Consider the following 13,852-nt stretch of genomic DNA (forward strand, 5'->3'; position numbering starts at 1 on the left):
ACGTTAGCCGAGATGTTCGATCTCCTGGCCCCCGGGCGCGACCTTCGTCCACAGGTCGACGATGCTCAGCTCCACCTCGGCGAGCAGCCGGCGCAGCAGCGGCAGGGACAACCCCACCACCGTGCCGGGGTCGCCCTCGATCCCGGTCAGGAACGCCCCGCCCAGCCCGTCGATGGTGAACGCGCCGGCCACAGCCAGCGGCTCGCCCGTCGCCACGTACGCGGCGATCTCCTCGTCGCTGATGTCGGCGAAGTGCACAGTGGTCGAGGCGACGGCCTCGGCGCGTGACTCGTGCGTCACGTCGATCAGGCAGTGCCCGGTGTGCAGGACGCCGCTGCGCCCGCGCATCCGCTGCCACCGCCGGGTGGCGTCCGCCGCGTCATCAGGCTTGCCGAGGATCTCGCCGTCGAAGGCGAGCACCGAGTCGCAGCCGAGCACCAGCGTGCGCTCGTCCGGTGAGGGCCGCAGCCGGTCGCGTACCGCCTGCGTCTTCAGCCGGGCCAGTTCCAGGCACAGATCCTCGGCCCGATCGCTCACCACCTGCGACTCGTCCACACCGCTGACCAGCACGTCGGGCTCGATGCCTGCGGCCTGGAGCAACTTGCGGCGGGCGGGAGACTGCGAAGCGAGCACGAGGCGCACCGGTACGGAGGTCGACACCCCGCCGACGCTACCGGCTGACCCTCGGCGGCGGGTCGTCGGCACGTCGACGCCGACGCCAGAACAGGTAGCCGCCTCCCGTCGCCACCAGCACACCGAGGGTGGCGAGCCCGCGTACCGTGCCGGCGCTGTCGCCCTTGTCGGGTGCTGCCTCCGCCGACGCCGGTGGCGTGACGTTGGAGGACTCGAAGCCGAGCGGGGGCACGTCGGCGGTGAGCGCGGCGACGAGGTCGATGACGCCGTAACCGTACTGGTCGTCGCGGCCGGGTGGTCCCTTGTCGACGGCGGTGGCGGTCAGCCGGTGGGCGACTTCCTGGGCGGGCAGGTTGGGGTATTTGGAGCGGATGAGAGCAGCAGCCCCGGCAACGATCGCGGTCGCATCCGACGTGCCGGTGCCGACTCGATAGCTCCCGTTGAGCCCGGTGCTGTAGATGTCGACGGCCGGCGCTACGACATCAACTTCCGGCCCGGTGACTGAGATGTCAGCATGGTTTCCCTGTCGATCAATTCCGCCCACAGCGATTACGCCTGGCTCGCGAGCAGGGTAGCCAACGAGCGGAGACTCGGAAGTGTTGCCGGCTGCCGCGACGACAACGATGTTGGCGCTAAGTGCAGCCCTGACTGCTTGCTGTAGCTCAACATCAGCCCCGGCTGTCAGTGATACGCTGATTACCTGAGCATGGTTCTCGATCGCGTAGCGTATGGCCATTGCGAGGGCGGCGGATGTGCCGTCCTCGTGAGCTGGAGACGTGTAGATCGGCAATATCTTCGCCTGCGGGGCTATGCCGAGGGCGCCGTGGGTGTTCCGTCCGTTGGCCGCTATTAGCCCGGCCATGCCAGTGCCGTGCCCATCCTTATCCTGTTGCCCGTTCCCGGAGCCGCCCGGAATAATGTCGGTGCCTGACATCAAGTTGTGTGCAAGGTCTGGATGTGGGGTCACTCCGCTGTCAGGAACAGCAACAACAATGCCCTCGCCGCGACTGATGGTGTGTGCTTTGGATGCTTGCAAGTATTGCAGGTGCCACTGACTTGACTGCCCTCCAGGAGGGTTGCCGCCTATATTGAGCGAGCTGGCCATTAGCAGGACGGCAGACGCCACAGCTTGGAGTCCTGGCATGTTCAACGAGGAAGGCCGATTGCCGGACCCGGGTCTATCGGCCCTTCGTCTTCGGGTGCCCGTACAACAGGATCGACCCCCTCGTTAGTCCTCCATGGATTATCGGAGTCCCAGGTGCCTTCCTCGTCAGGCTTCCTGGATGCCCTGTTTAGAGGCCCGAAGCTGCCGGATCCTACTGTAGTGGGACTGCCGCCGAGTGGGTGCAGATTTGTAGCGTTGAAGTGCTGGGCATTCCGCCCCGCCCCCGGTCGGGATCCCGCTCCTCCAGTGGGAGCTGTCCCGGCTGCTCCGCCGCCAATGACGCCGCCCACGGGATTTACCCTACGAGGACCGCTGCTGGTCGGCTGAGCCAAGCTCGGAGGAATGTTGCCGCCTATCAGCCCTCCTATTGGTGTTGAGCGTGTAGGGCTGGCAGGTGAGACGGATCCAGATATCGGACTTCCTTGCATCTGATTTGGGCGCGGAGGCCCTGGCCTTGCCGAAGGAGGCAGCACAGGGTTGATGCCTGTGGCCGATGGAGTGCTTGGCAGAGCAGTTTGAGGGCTTGGCAAGGCCGGAGATGGAGGTGGTGGACTCACTGCGCTTCCCACGCCGCCCAATATCGGACCAGTGCTGGGCGCTGGAACCATGGGCGTGATCTGGGTGGCAGTGCGCGGCGGGTTCGTCCTAGCAGCAGGGGTTGCTGGTAGTGGTACCGCAACGATCGGTGGGATCACGGGTGCGACAACCTCTGCCCCAGGCCGCGCGGAAATGTCATCTACCTTCGGTACCGACTTCGGTGGCGGCTGGCGGAGCATGACCTGGGCGTGCTGGAGTTCGCCGCTCAACCCCGTCATCAACCCGCGTGCCCGTACGTTCAACTGCTCCAGGTCGTCGTCCGTCACCGGGGGCCGTTCCGGCAACCGGCTGCCCGCAACCGCCTTCGGGTCGGCGATCGTCGCTTCGTACGCCTGCTTCTGCCGCAGCTTCTTCGCGTACTCCTCGTGCAGCGGCTGCAGTTCGGCCCGCGCGCTGCCGATGGCGCGGGCGGCGGCTGCCAGCGCGTCGTAGTTCGCGGCGGCGGCGTCGTGGGTGCGCTGCACGCGGTCGATGAGCTGGTCGAGTTCGACGATGTACGCCCGGGCGGCGGCGTTGGTCTCCGGCGGCCACGCCTCGGCCAGGCCGCGCCGGTATTCCCGAAGGCGGCTCAGGTGGGCCAGGGCGAGGTCGCAGACCTTGCGCCACCCGGCGACCTGCTTCCACTGGCCGGCGGTGTCCTGGTCCTGCACGCACGCCCACATGCTGAGGACGTCCATCAACCGCCAGTCGGTCAGTCCGGAGGTGCGTCCGCTGCCCCGTTCGATCACGGCAGGATCACCCGGCTCTGTTCGGGGGCGGTGGGGTCGGCCAGTGGCGGCATCGGACGGGCGACGGTGCTCGACGGCCCGGCGAGCGCTCGTTCGACGTCGGCCACTCGGGCGGAGGAGAACGCGTCGGCGTCGCCGTAGTGGGCGGCGATCCGTCCGGCCGCGTCGGCGAGCCGGCCGGTCGCCGGTGCGAGATCCCACACCGCGCTCACCGCGGCGGTCTGGGTGTCGTGGTGGGCCTGGAGGAACTGGACCAGCTCGATGAAGGCGTCGGCCGGGTTGGGCACCGGTGCCTTCATGTCGTCGGCGATGTAGGACAGGTGCGGCGAGTAGTTGCGCCGCACCTCGTCCTGGAGGCGGTCGGCGAACTCCCGCATCTGGCGGATGTCGGCCTCGATGCCGCCGTAGCCGCGCAGCCAGCCGGCTGGCTGGTTGTCCTCCGGGATCATCGGAGCCTCCTGCCCGTCACCACACGGTTTCCCTGAGTGAGGTTAATGGCTCGACGTGGATCCCGGCAGCCCCGCCGGGCGGCGCGGGTGGAGGAGACGTCAGCGGAGCAGGCCGGAGGCCCGCCACGCGCCGGGGCCCGCCACGGGCCCGGCCAGGGCGGGGCGTGCGCTGCGCGCCCACTGCGACACGGGGGCCGGCGCGGCGGCCTGGGCCGGACGGGTGCGGACCACGATCGCGCCGACCAGAGCGGCCAGCTCCTCGGCTGTGGGCACGCCACGGACGATCCGGAACAGGGGCTCCTCGGCAGACATGACCCAAGGGTACGCGTCGTGAATTCGACCTTCGCCGTACAGTGGCGTGCCGACGGTGTGGGCGTCGCAGCGGCCGGGTACGGTTTCTGCGATGTCGAACGCGCTCCCCCAACTCGTCGCCGACCGATACCGGCTTCTCACGCCGCTCGGCCAGGGCGGCATGGGCCGCGTCTGGAAGGCGCGGGACGAGGTGCTGCACCGGGACGTGGCCATCAAGGAACTGGTCCCGCCCCCCGGCCTCACCCCGGAGGAGCGCCGCGAGATGCGCGAGCGCTCGCTGCGTGAGGCGCGGGCGATCGCCCGCCTCAACAACGTCAACGTGGTCCGCATCTTCGACGTGCTGCGCACCGATGGCGATCCGTGGATCGTCATGGAGTACGTGGCGTCGAAGTCGTTGCAGGACACCATCGCCGAGGACGGCCCGGTCTCGGTGGCGAAGGCGGTCGAGATCGGCCTCGGCGTGCTGAACGCGCTGAAGGCCGCGCACAAGGCCGGGATCATGCACCGCGACGTCAAGCCGGGCAACGTGCTGATCGGCGAGGACGGCCGCGTGGTGCTCACCGACTTCGGTCTGGCCACCATCCCCGGCGACCCGAACGTGACACGCACCGGCATGGTGCTGGGCTCGCCCGCGTACATCTCGCCGGAGCGCGCCCGCGACGGCACTGCGGGTCCGGAGGCCGACCTCTGGTCGCTGGGAGCCACGCTCTACGCGGCGGTGGAGGGCAAGTCGCCGTACGCGCGCCCGTCGGCGATCGCCACGCTGGCCGCGCTCGCCACCGAGCCGATGCCGCCGCCGCGCAACGCCGGGCCGCTCAAGCCGGTGCTCCAGGGCCTGCTGCGCAAGGACCCGGACGAGCGGATCACCGCCGAGGTGGCCGAGCGCATGCTGCGCAAGGCCGCCGGCCGGCGAGCCAAGAGCATCTCGCTGCTGGACGGTGTACGCCGGCCCGGGCCGAACGGTCCGCGCGTGCCGCGCCCGCCGCTGGTGCCCGCGCCGCGCCCGGCCGACCAGGCCGAACGCGCCGCGTCCGGGGTCGCCGCAACCGGGGGTACGGCGGCAGCCGCCGACCCGACGGCGAAGGTGCCGGCGCCCACCTCGGACGCCGGGCCCACCGCGAAGGTGACCCCGCCGCCCGCCGACCCGACGACGAAGCTCGACCCGGCGCCCTCGGCCGACGAGACGCTTGTGGACGACGAGGCCCGGGTGGACGGCGTCGCCCCGGCGCTGGACGAGACGCGGCTCGATGGTGAGCCGGTGCCGGTGAGCCCGGCCGTGTCCGGCTCCGCGCCGGTCAGCCCGGCTCCGGCTTCAGCCGATTCCGCGCCGTCGACCGGCCGGGCGACGGTGCTGCCGGTCGAGAAGTCCGCGCCGAACCGGCGCAACCTGCTGATCGGCGCGCTGGTCCTGCTGCTGCTCGTCGGCCTGGTGGTGGCCGTGCCGCTGCTGAACAACGGTGACGACGACGGCGGTGAGCCGACGGCGGGAAGCTCGGCTTCGGCGGCTCCGCCGCCCGCGCCGAGCGAGAGCGCGTCGCCGAGCGCACCGGCGACCAGTGCGTCGGCCAGCCCCACGCCGTCGGCCAGCCCGTCGGCGTCCGGGGCCGCGTTGCCGGCCGGCTGGCGCCTCTTCACCGGCCCGAACGGCTTCAAGGTGCCGATCCCGGAGAACTTCCAGGCGCGGGTCGGCGGGGACAACGTCGTGCTCTACGAGGTCGGCGGCAGCCGGCGGGTGCTGTTCATCCAGTGGACGTCGTCGCCGAAGCCCGACGCGTACGCCGACTGGAAGGGCCAGGAGAAGTACCGCGCGTCGCGCGTTCGGGACTACAAGCTGGTCGGCATCACCAAGTGCGACCCCTACTTCCGCACCTGCGCCGACTGGGACTGGCTGGAGACGCGCAACGGCGACACCCGCTTCCACGTGCGCAACCGTGGTGTGGCGACGGCCGGCAACAGGGGTTTCGCGTTGCGCTGGGAGGTGCCCGCGAAGGACTGGGACGCCAACCTGGCCAACTGGGAGATCATCACCAAGGGCTTCGTGCCGGACCGCAGGAACTGACCGGGAATCCCGCCCGTCACGAAACTCGCTCGCATGGCTTTCCGTCCTCGGGGGTATGACTCCTCCGACGACGGAAGGAGGCGCGACATGGGTTACCGACGGAGGTACACCGGCCCGCGGCTGGCACTGTGGATGCTCGTTGCGCTCGGCGACGTCGTACTGCTCCTGATCAGCGCCGGACTGTCCGCGCCGGTCGCGGTCCTCGGCGTGCTGACGCTCACGGTCCTGGGTGTGACGGCGTGGCGCCTGACGCGCCGCACGCCGGTGCCCGTCCCGGCCGCCGCGCGCCGCAGAGCCTGACCTCGGGTACGACGACAGCGGGACCGCCTCGTGACGAGGCGGTCCCACTTGTGTCGCACGTACGTCAGGTGTTGTTGGCCAGGGCGATGAGCCGGCTGCGGTCACCGTTCCAGTAGTTGCGGTCGACGTTGCCGCTGATCCCGGAGACGCGGCCGGTGCTCGTGTACTGCCAGAAGCTCCAGAACGGGGCGCCGGCCGGCAGGGCGCCGACGGAGCTGGACCAGCGGGCGATCCAGAGGGGGTGGTTGGCCCAGGGGGCGGTCCAGCTTCCGGTGCACTGGTTCCACCAGCTCGTGGTGGTGTAGATGACCGCGTACCGGCCGGTGCGGGAGCGGTAGGTGTTGAGGAAGTCCTGGACCCAGTTGCGCATGCCGGTGGTGCTCAGGCCGTAGCAGTAGCCGCCGCTGTACGGGTTGGCCTCGAGGTCGAGTGCGGCCGGCAGGGTGCGGCTGTCGGCGGACCAGGCGCCGCCGTTGCTGGCCAGCCAGTTGGCCTGGGTGGAGCCGGCGGAGATGTTGGGCCGGGCGAAGTGGTAAGCCCCGCGGATCACCCCGGCGTTGTAGGCGTTGACGTAGTTCGCGTTGAAGTTCGCGTCCTTGAAGGTCGTGCCCTCGGTGGCCTTGATGAAGGCGAACTGGATGCCCGCGTTGCGCACGCTGGTCCAGTTGATGCTGCCCTGGTACCGGGAGACGTCGATTCCGGGCGTGGTCGCGGCGGCGGCCGGTCCGGCGGTCGCCACGAGGGCCACGGCCGCGGTGGCGGCGGCGGCCAGGCCGGCGGCGAGAAGCCGGCGTACGGATAGTCTGGTTCGGGCCATGGTTGCCTCCAGAGGGACGTCCGTTGATTGATGCCTATCTTTGGAGGTTAGTGCCCTGGACCGCAATAGGGGGAAAGGAAATTTTCATCAACGGTGACCGTTCGCCCAGGTGGCACGGCAGTTGCGGATCAGCGCGGGTCGCCCGGGTTCATCGCCCAGCGGAACGGCTCGGTGACAGCCGGCGTATCGAACGACACGGCTCGGGGCGGTAGGCTCCCCGCCCATGCCCCTGATCGACGGTCTCACCACGCTCTGGGACACGCTGACCAGCGCCCAGCCGGACCCGCCGCCGCTGCTCGTGGTGGTCACCGCCGTGGTAGCGCTCGCGGTGGTCGTGGCCCGGCTGCCCTGGCGGATCGCCCGCAACGCGGTGACCATCGCGCACGAGGGCGGCCACGCGCTCGTCGCGTTGCTCACCGGCCGGCGGCTGCACGGCATCCGGCTGCACTCGGACACCTCCGGGCTCACGCTCTCCGCCGGCCGTCCCACCGGGCCCGGCATGGTCCTCACGCTGCTCGCCGGGTACGTCGCGCCGTCGCTGCTCGGCCTCGGCGGTGCGTGGCTGCTGGCCGGGAACCGGATCACGCTGCTGCTCTGGCTCGCGGTGGCGCTGCTGCTGGCCATGCTGGTGATGATCCGCAACCTGTTCGGCGTGCTGTCGCTGCTGGTCACCGGCGGCGTGGTGCTCGCCGTCTCCTGGTACACCTCGCCCGAGGTGCAGGCCGCGTTCGCCTGGACGTCGGTCTGGTTCCTGCTGATCGGCGGCGTACGGCCGGTGTTCGAGCTGCACCGGCAACGCGCCCGGGGCCGGATGCCGCAGTCCGACGCCGACCAGCTCGCCCGGCTCACACCGTTCCCGGCGCTGTTCTGGGTGGGCGTGTTCCTGCTGGTGAGCGTGGGCGCGCTCGCCGCCGGAGCGCTGCTGCTGGCCGGCCCGATCCTGGCCGACGCGGGGCTCACCGGCTGACCGCCGCCGCGCCGCGTCGCGGAGCGGGCCGCCTCGCGGCAGGGCAGAATCGGACCGTGCGATACGTGATCATCGGAGCGGGCGCGGTCGGCGGCACCATCGGCGTACTCCTGGCCGACGCCGGCCGCGACGTGACGCTCGTGGCCCGTGGCGCCCATCTGGACGCGCTGCGGGAGCGGGGTCTGACGCTGCGCACGCCGGACCGTGACGTGACCGGCCGGCTCCCGGCGGTGGCCGGGCCGGACGGGCCGCCGCTGCCGGCTGACACAGTGCTGGTGCTCACCGTGAAGTCGCAGGACACCGTGGCGGCGCTCGACGTCTGGGCGGACGCCCCTGTCGAAGGCGGCGGGACGGCGGGGGAACGGCTGCCGGTCGTGCTGGCCCAGAACGGCGTGGCGAACGAGCCGGCCGCGTTGCGGCGCTTCGCCCGCGTACACCCGGTGTGCGTGTGGCTGCCCGCCACCCACCTGGAGCCGGGCGTGGTGGTCGCCAACGGCCATCCGCGTCCGGGCATGCTGCACATCGGCCGCTACCCGAGCGGCGCCGACGACACCAGCCGGGCGGTCGCCGCCGACCTGACCGCAGCCGGGTTCGTCGCGCCGGTGCGCGACGACGTGATGCGCTGGAAGTACGGCAAGCTGCTCGCCAATCTCGGCAACGGCCTCCAGGCGCTGCTCGGCCGGGACGTGCCGGAAGCCCTGTCGACGCGGGTACGCGCCGAGGGCGAGGCGGCGCTCGCGGCCGCCGGCATCGCCCACACCTCGGTCGAGGAGGAGGCCGCCGAACGCGGTGGCCTGGTGTCGCACCGGCCCGTCGGCGGCGAGGAACGCTCCGGCGGCTCCACCTGGCAGAGCCTGGCCCGTGGTGCGGGCTCGGTCGAGACCGACCACCTCAACGGCGAGATCGTGCTGCTCGGACGCCTGCACGGCGTGCCGACCCCGGCCAACGCGGCGGTGCAGACCGCGGTCCGCCGGGCGGTCCGCGACCGGATCCCGGCCGGCGGCTTCCCGCCCGGCGAACTGGAGAAATTGGTCGGCTGAGCGGGCAACCGCACCCGGTACGGCAGGCGTCTCCCCTGCGACCGCCACTCGGGAGGTAGCAGGTGCCGGACGTCGACGGGTTCGACGAGTTCTACCGGGGCAGCCGGCAACGGCTACTCGGGTTCGTCTACGTGCTCACCGGCAACCTCGCCGAGGCGCAGGACGCCGTGCAGGAGGCGTACATCAGGGCCTGGCAGCGGTGGTCCACAGTGCGCGGATACGACGACCCGGAGGCATGGGTACGTGTGGTGGCGAGCCGGATCGCGGTGAGCCGCTGGCGGAGCCTGCGCAGCCGGGCGCGCGCCTACCTGCGCCACGGCGCCGAGGAGAGCATGCCGGCCCCGAGTACCGACACGGTCGAGGTGGTGGCGGCGTTGCGGCGGCTGCCCGAGGAACAACGCGTCGCCCTCGCGCTGTACTACCTGCTCGGCATGCCGGTCGCCGAGGTCGCCCGGGAGACCGACGCGCCGGTCGGCACGGTCAAGGCGCGGCTGTCCCGGGGCCGAGCCGCCCTGGCCGAACTGCTCGCGGTCGTGGATCTGGAGGAGCCCGCCGATGCGTGACGACGACCTGGCGTTCATCGACGTGATGCGGCGGGACCTGCGCAATGTCCGGTGGGCGGAGCCGGCCGAACTGCGGGCACGTGCCCGGCGTCGCAGCCGCCGCGCGGTGGCCGCCGCGGCGGTGGCGGTGCTCGCGCTCACCTCCGGGACCGCGTTCGTGGCGGCCGGCCGTGCCGCCTCACCGAGACCTGCTCCGATCGCCGCCAGTCCGTCGGTCACCCCGTGGAGCGCCACGGATGTGCCCACCGAAGCGTTGCTGCAACCGTCCGACCTGCGGCCGGCCGGCACGACGCCGTGGAACGACGCCGGCCTCGGCGAGGAGATCCGGCTGGACCAGTTGCTGGAGGTCTGCCGGCAGGATCAGGGCCTGCGGACGGAGTGGGTGAAGTCCCGCTACTCGCGGTCGGTGACGCTCCTGCGGCAGCGGCCGGGCACCAGCGACCCGTCGGACCGGCAGCCGGTGGCCCTTCAGGACGTCTACCGGCTCGCGGCGCAGGACGGCGAGCGGCTGTTCGACGGGCTGCCCGCGCTGCTGGCGCCCTGCCGCACGTGGCGATCCGCCGGCCAGGTGGAGGTGAAAGGCAAGCGGATCCAGGCGGAGGTAGTTCACTCCTGGCAGACGGTCGACAGCGGCTTCGCCGGCGACGAGTCGGTGCTCGTGCGGCACACCGTCGGGAAGGGCCGGCGGCTGGACACCGGAGCGCCGCTCGGTGCCGGGAGCCCGCCGAGGGAGCAGGCGGTGGTGCGGGTCGGTGACCTCGTCACGGTGCTGCGCACCGGCTCGGGCGGCGACGAGGTGGTCCTGCGGGATCTGGCAAGGGTCGCCGCCGAGCGGATGTGCGTGGCCGCGAACCCGGGTTGCTGACGCCGGTGCCCCCGCCGATCTCCCGGCGGGGGCAACCGACGCGCTACAGCGGGATGTTGCCGTGCTTCTTCGGCGGCAGCGTCTCGCGCTTGGTGCGCAGCACCCGCAGCGCCCGCACGATCTGGGTGCGCGTCTCGTGCGGCGGGATCACCCCGTCCACGTAGCCGCGCTCGGCGGCGATGTACGGGTTGGCGAGCGTGTCCTCGTACTCGGCGATCTTCTCGGCGCGGACGGCGGGCGGGTCCTCGGCGTTCGCCAGCTCCGAGCGGTAGAGGATGTTCACCGCGCCCTGCGCGCCCATCACCGCGATCTGCGCGGTCGGCCAGGCGAAGTTCAGGTCCGCGCCGAGGTGCTTGGAGCCCATCACGTCGTACGCGCCGCCGTAGGCCTTGCGGGTGATGACTGTGACCTTCGGGACGGTGGCCTCGGCGTACGCGTAGATGAGCTTCGCGCCGCGGCGGATGATGCCGTCCCACTCCTGGCCGGTGCCGGGCAGGAAGCCGGGCACGTCGACGAAGGTGAGCACCGGGACGTTGAACGCGTCGCAGGTGCGCACGAACCGGGCCGCCTTCTCCGACGCCGCGATGTCGAGCGTCCCGGCGAACTGCATCGGCTGGTTCGCCACCACGCCCACCGGGCGCCCCTCGACGCGGCCGAAGCCGACCACCATGTTCTGCGCGTACAGCGGCTGCACCTCGAGGAACTCGCCGTCGTCGAGCACGTGCTCGATGACCCGGTGCATGTCGTACGGCTGGTTCGCCGAGTCCGGGATCAGCGTGTCCAGCTCCCGGTCGGAATCGGTGACGTCGAGGATCGCGGGCGCGTCGAATACCGGCGGCTCGTCCAGGTTGTTCGACGGCAGGTACGACAGCAGCGCCTTGACGTACTCGATCGCGTCCTCCTCGTCGCTGCCGAGATAGTGCGCGTTGCCGCTGCGGGTGTTGTGGGTGCGGGCACCGCCCAGTTCCTCCATGCCGACGTCCTCGCCGGTGACCGTCTTGATCACGTCGGGACCGGTGATGAACATGTGCGAGGTCTGGTCGACCATGACGGTGAAGTCGGTGACCGCCGGGGAGTAGACGGCGCCACCCGCGCACGGGCCCATGATGAGCGAGATCTGCGGGATGACGCCGCTGGCCCGTACGTTGCGGAAGAAGATCTCGCCGTAGAGGCCGAGGGAGGTGACACCCTCCTGGATCCGCGCGCCCCCGGAGTCGTTGATGCCGACCACCGGGCAGCCGATCTTCATGGCGAGGTCCATCAGCTTGACGATCTTCTCGCCGAAGACCTCGCCGAGGGAGCCGCCGAAGACGGTGAAGTCCTGCGAGAAGACGCAGACCTGCCGGCCGTCCACGGTGCCGTAGCCGGTCACCACGCCGTCGCCGTACGGGCGGGTCCTGTCCAGCCCGAAGTTGGTCGAGCGGTGCCGGGCGAACTCGTCCAGCTCGACGAACGAGCCCTCGTCGAGGAGCATCTCGATCCGCTCGCGGGCGGTCTTCTTGCCCCGCGCGTGCTGCTTCTCGACCGCGCGTGCCGACCCGGCGTGCACCGCCTCGTCGAGCCGTCGCTCCAGGTCCGCCAGCTTGCCGGCGGTCGTGTGGATGTTGAACCCGGTCTCGGTAGTCACCCGTGGAATATAACGATGGTTCAGGTGTCCGAGGCTGTGCAGTGCGCCTCACCGCTTCGCGGCGACCGGCGGCCCGGGTGGCCGTAGGCTGGCGGGATGCCCGGCTCGCCGTACACCGATCTGGACCGACCGCCGCTGTCGGCGGCCCGGCTGCGGCGCGCGCTCGTCGCGCCGCACGGGCCCTGGCGCCGGTTGGAGTTGCTGGCCGAGACCGGCTCGACGAACGCGGACGCGGTGGCCGCGGCGCGGGCCGGCGAGCCGGAGGGCCTGGTGGTGGTCGCCGAGCGGCAGACCGCCGGCCGCGGCCGGCGGGGCCGCGTCTGGCAGTCGCCGCCGCGCGCCGGTCTCGCGACGAGCGTGCTGCTGCGGCCCGGCGAGGCGGTCGCGGAGCGCGGCTGGTCGCCCGTGCCCACCACCGGGTACGGCTGGCTGCCGCTGCTCGCCGGTGTCGCGCTGGTCGAGGCGGTACGGCTGCTGGCCGAGCTGGACGCGCGGCTGAAGTGGCCCAACGACCTGCTGGTGGACGGCGCGAAGTGCGCCGGGGTGCTGGCCGAGGCGGTACCGGGGGAGAACGACAGGCCCCCCGCGATCGTGGTCGGTGTCGGGCTGAACGTGACGCTGCGCGCCGACGAGCTGCCGGAGAACCCGGCCGGGCTGCCCGCCACCTCGCTCCAGCTCGCCGGTGCCACCGCCACCGACCGGGATCCGCTGCTGCGGGCGCTGCTGCGCTCGCTCGCCGACTGGTACGAGCGCTGGCGTGACGCTGGAGGCGACGCGGAGGCGAGTGGGCTGCGTGAGGCGTACCTGGCCGGGTGCGCCACCGTCGGCCGCCGGGTGCGGGTGCTGCTGCCCGACGGCGGCGAGGCGCACGGCACCGCCACCGGCGTGGACGCCGACGGGCAGCTCCTGGTGGAGACGGGCACCGGGACGCTGCGGCTGGCGGCAGGCGACGTGCTGCACGTGCGGTGAAAGGAAGGGCACCCGGTTAACGCCTCCGGTAGAGGAGGGGCCCCTTTCAACAACCACGGGTAGCCGTCCGCGCGGCCGATGCCGGCCGGATGCGCCGACCGGTTACGGTCAGCGCGTCCGGTTCTGCGAGGAGGTTCCGCCGTGGCGTTCCCCGAAGACGTGCTCACCGAGGACGAGCATGTCGTGTTGCACCTGCACCCGCACTGGAAGGCCCTGATCCGGCCGGTCCTGGTGCTCGTGCTCGCCGTCGCGGCGGTCGTCGCCGGGTGGCTCCTGCTGCCCGACGGCAGCGGCGGCACGATCGCGCTCTACGCGATCGCGGTGGTCGGCCTGCTGCTGGTGCTGTGGCTGGGCCTGTGGCCGTTCCTGGTCTGGCGCACCACGCACTACCTGTTCACCAACGAGCGGGTGCTGCTCCAGCAGGGGGTGCTGTCGCGTAACCGGCGGGACCTGCCGCTGACCCGGATCAACGACCACGCCATGCACCAGCGTTTCGTGGAGCGGCTGCTCGGCTGCGGGACGCTGACCATCGAGTCGGCGGGTGAGCGCGGCCAGTCGGTGCTGCACGACGTGCCGGGCGTGGACAGGGTCCAGACGAAGCTCTACGAGCTGGTCGAGGCGCACCACGACAAGCACAGCCTGGGTGACGGCGAGATGCGCGAGATCCTGGCCGACATGACCGAGGGTAAGTCCCTGCGCGACCAGCCCTGACGTCGACCGACGGAGAAGGCCGGCACCCCGTGTCAGGGGTGCCGGCCTTC

General features: G+C 71.5%; 14 protein-coding genes. 8 read left to right on the top strand and 6 right to left on the bottom strand.

All coding sequences use genetic code 11. From position 1 onward, the window contains the following. Positions 1-3: 3 nt before the first annotated feature. The 4 genes from O7622_RS08280 to O7622_RS08300 form a co-directional block, all read right to left on the bottom strand. The gene (locus O7622_RS08280; RefSeq protein ID WP_282312685.1) at positions 4-660 is read right to left on the bottom strand and encodes a Maf family protein; all 657 of its coding nucleotides are present in this window, start codon (positions 658-660) and stop codon (positions 4-6) included. A 10-nt stretch (positions 661-670) separates the two neighbouring features. Further along, positions 671-1,738 carry a type VII secretion-associated serine protease mycosin gene (gene mycP / locus O7622_RS08285; protein ID WP_282312686.1) on the bottom strand — a complete coding sequence of 356 codons (1,068 nt, stop codon included), beginning with the start codon at positions 1,736-1,738 and terminating at the stop codon, positions 671-673. Between the two features lie 1,381 nt (positions 1,739-3,119). Beyond that, on the bottom strand, positions 3,120-3,572 hold the full coding sequence (locus O7622_RS08295; protein WP_282312688.1) for a hypothetical protein: 453 nt from the start codon (positions 3,570-3,572) through the stop codon (positions 3,120-3,122). A 99-nt stretch (positions 3,573-3,671) separates the two neighbouring features. Further along, positions 3,672-3,884 (bottom strand): acyl-CoA carboxylase subunit epsilon, encoded by a 213-nt coding sequence (locus tag O7622_RS08300; protein WP_282312689.1) that lies wholly within the window; start codon positions 3,882-3,884, stop codon positions 3,672-3,674. Positions 3,885-3,975: 91 nt separating this feature from the next. On the opposite strand from O7622_RS08300, the gene O7622_RS08305 reads away from it, so the two are divergent. Together O7622_RS08305 and O7622_RS08310 are read left to right on the top strand one after the other, a co-directional pair. After that, entirely contained in the window at positions 3,976-5,943 is a 1,968-nt protein-coding gene (locus O7622_RS08305; protein ID WP_282312690.1) for a serine/threonine-protein kinase, read from the top strand. An 87-nt stretch (positions 5,944-6,030) separates the two neighbouring features. Continuing rightward, positions 6,031-6,243, top strand: coding sequence for a hypothetical protein (locus tag O7622_RS08310; protein ID WP_282312691.1), 213 nt, complete (start codon positions 6,031-6,033; stop codon positions 6,241-6,243). A 64-nt stretch (positions 6,244-6,307) separates the two neighbouring features. Here O7622_RS08310 and O7622_RS08315 read toward each other — a convergent pair whose 3' ends face one another. Beyond that, positions 6,308-7,060, bottom strand: a complete 753-nt coding sequence (locus tag O7622_RS08315) for a GH25 family lysozyme (RefSeq protein WP_282312692.1) — start codon at positions 7,058-7,060, stop codon at positions 6,308-6,310. 223 nt (positions 7,061-7,283) lie between these two features. On the opposite strand from O7622_RS08315, the gene O7622_RS08320 reads away from it, so the two are divergent. The 4 genes from O7622_RS08320 (at position 7,284) to O7622_RS08335 (ending at position 10,495) form a co-directional block, all read left to right on the top strand. After that, positions 7,284-8,027 (top strand): M50 family metallopeptidase, encoded by a 744-nt coding sequence (locus tag O7622_RS08320; RefSeq protein ID WP_282312693.1) that lies wholly within the window; start codon positions 7,284-7,286, stop codon positions 8,025-8,027. Between the two features lie 56 nt (positions 8,028-8,083). Continuing rightward, a complete protein-coding gene (locus O7622_RS08325; RefSeq protein WP_282312694.1) occupies positions 8,084-9,067 on the top strand; it encodes a 2-dehydropantoate 2-reductase N-terminal domain-containing protein in 984 nt (327 codons plus the stop codon). Between the two features lie 62 nt (positions 9,068-9,129). Beyond that, positions 9,130-9,630, top strand: a complete 501-nt coding sequence (locus tag O7622_RS08330) for a SigE family RNA polymerase sigma factor (RefSeq protein ID WP_282312695.1) — start codon at positions 9,130-9,132, stop codon at positions 9,628-9,630. Further along, on the top strand, positions 9,623-10,495 hold the full coding sequence (locus O7622_RS08335; RefSeq protein WP_282312696.1) for a hypothetical protein: 873 nt from the start codon (positions 9,623-9,625) through the stop codon (positions 10,493-10,495). Before O7622_RS08330 ends, O7622_RS08335 begins: the two co-directional genes overlap by 8 nt. A 43-nt stretch (positions 10,496-10,538) precedes the next feature. Here O7622_RS08335 and O7622_RS08340 read toward each other — a convergent pair whose 3' ends face one another. Then, positions 10,539-12,122, bottom strand: a complete 1,584-nt coding sequence (locus O7622_RS08340; protein ID WP_282312697.1) for an acyl-CoA carboxylase subunit beta — start codon at positions 12,120-12,122, stop codon at positions 10,539-10,541. A 96-nt stretch (positions 12,123-12,218) separates the two neighbouring features. On the opposite strand from O7622_RS08340, the gene O7622_RS08345 reads away from it, so the two are divergent. Both O7622_RS08345 and O7622_RS08350 read left to right on the top strand, forming a co-directional pair. Next, complete coding sequence (locus tag O7622_RS08345) at positions 12,219-13,091, top strand: biotin--[acetyl-CoA-carboxylase] ligase (protein WP_282312698.1); 873 nt, start codon at positions 12,219-12,221, stop codon at positions 13,089-13,091. Between the two features lie 141 nt (positions 13,092-13,232). Then, positions 13,233-13,802 carry a PH domain-containing protein gene (locus O7622_RS08350; RefSeq protein ID WP_282312699.1) on the top strand — a complete coding sequence of 190 codons (570 nt, stop codon included), beginning with the start codon at positions 13,233-13,235 and terminating at the stop codon, positions 13,800-13,802. The last annotated feature ends 50 nt before the right edge of the window (positions 13,803-13,852 follow it).

The sequence above is a fragment of the Micromonospora sp. WMMD1076 genome (assembly GCF_029581475.1).
GTDB lineage: Bacteria > Actinomycetota > Actinomycetes > Mycobacteriales > Micromonosporaceae > Micromonospora > Micromonospora aurantiaca.